Below are 951 nucleotides of genomic sequence, written 5' to 3' on the forward strand. Positions count from 1 at the left end.
CAGCTCTAAGGCTGGAAAACAATCTCCACCAGGACGACAACAAACAGGCGAAAGTCCGCAACGCGGCGGTACGCCTGAATCAGAAAACTTTGTTGCGTAGCGCGAAGCGAAACGCAAAAGGGCAAGGCCCCGGCTGTGCGCCGGGGCCGTGGCCGGTCGATCAGTCCCAGGGAATGATCGACATCAGGTCTTCGTCGTCCTGCTCGGGATATTTGCCGAGGTTGGCGTTCAGCGTGCCGTGGCCGGTGTGGATCGTCACCGTCAGATAATGGCGCTTCGTGTTCTCGCTGTACTTGCGCCAGACGGCGCCGATTTCGACTTGCTTGCCGCGTGGGCTTTTGGCGTAAAGCTTGAACTCGGGGGCTTTGGGATTGGTGCTGGTATAAGGGACGCCGGTAAAGTCGATATCGTAGGCCATCGAGGCGATGTTGCCGAGCAGGCCGTTTTCTGTGACGCGGACAAAGTTGACGAGGTCGGTCATGGGTGTATCTCCGTGATCTGTGTTGCCGATGGTCACGAACAAAGGACGGGCAAAGGGCGGACTGCACCCGCAGGGCCGAAACAACGTGGAGGACGACCGGCAGACGCGATTTTGTCTCGCGAGGAATGCCGCAAAGCGGCAGGGGAAAATCGTGGCTGACGGGCGTTGCTGGCCGAACGACCGGCCTTAGTGATCCATCTCATAAGGCAACTCAGCTCACGCAGATACCTTGCACCATCGATCCCGTCATTGCCCTGCGTCTCAGAAAACCGCCTGCTCGGCTTGCTCCAGCTTTGGCCGGATAGCACCGTCTTCTGTCCGCGTCCCTTATACCAGCACCAATCCCTCACCGCAGCGCCGCAGCTCTCGCCATATCCCACGCGGCAAGCAAGTCGAAATCGGTCCCCTCTGGCCCAGACCGCACCAGACAATCGCAGCGCCCTTATCTGACGGTGACGATCTTCCGCAGC

1 protein-coding gene is annotated in these 951 nt (G+C 59.5%); it reads right to left on the reverse strand.

Annotated features, from left to right (window positions below):
- Window positions 1–160: 160 nt before the first annotated feature.
- Window positions 161–481 (reverse strand): DUF736 family protein, encoded by a 321-nt coding sequence (locus NAC44_RS21135; RefSeq protein WP_250943636.1) that lies wholly within the window; start codon window positions 479–481, stop codon window positions 161–163.
- Window positions 482–951: the final 470 nt, after the last annotated feature.

Source organism: Allorhizobium sonneratiae (genome assembly GCF_023700755.1).
GTDB classification, from domain to species: domain Bacteria; phylum Pseudomonadota; class Alphaproteobacteria; order Rhizobiales; family Rhizobiaceae; genus Allorhizobium; species Allorhizobium sonneratiae.

Coding starts and splice junctions, on each gene's coding strand:
- NAC44_RS21135 (WP_250943636.1), bottom strand. CDS start 481: ATGACCGACCTCGTCAACTTTGTCCGCGTCACAGAAAACGGCCTGCTC.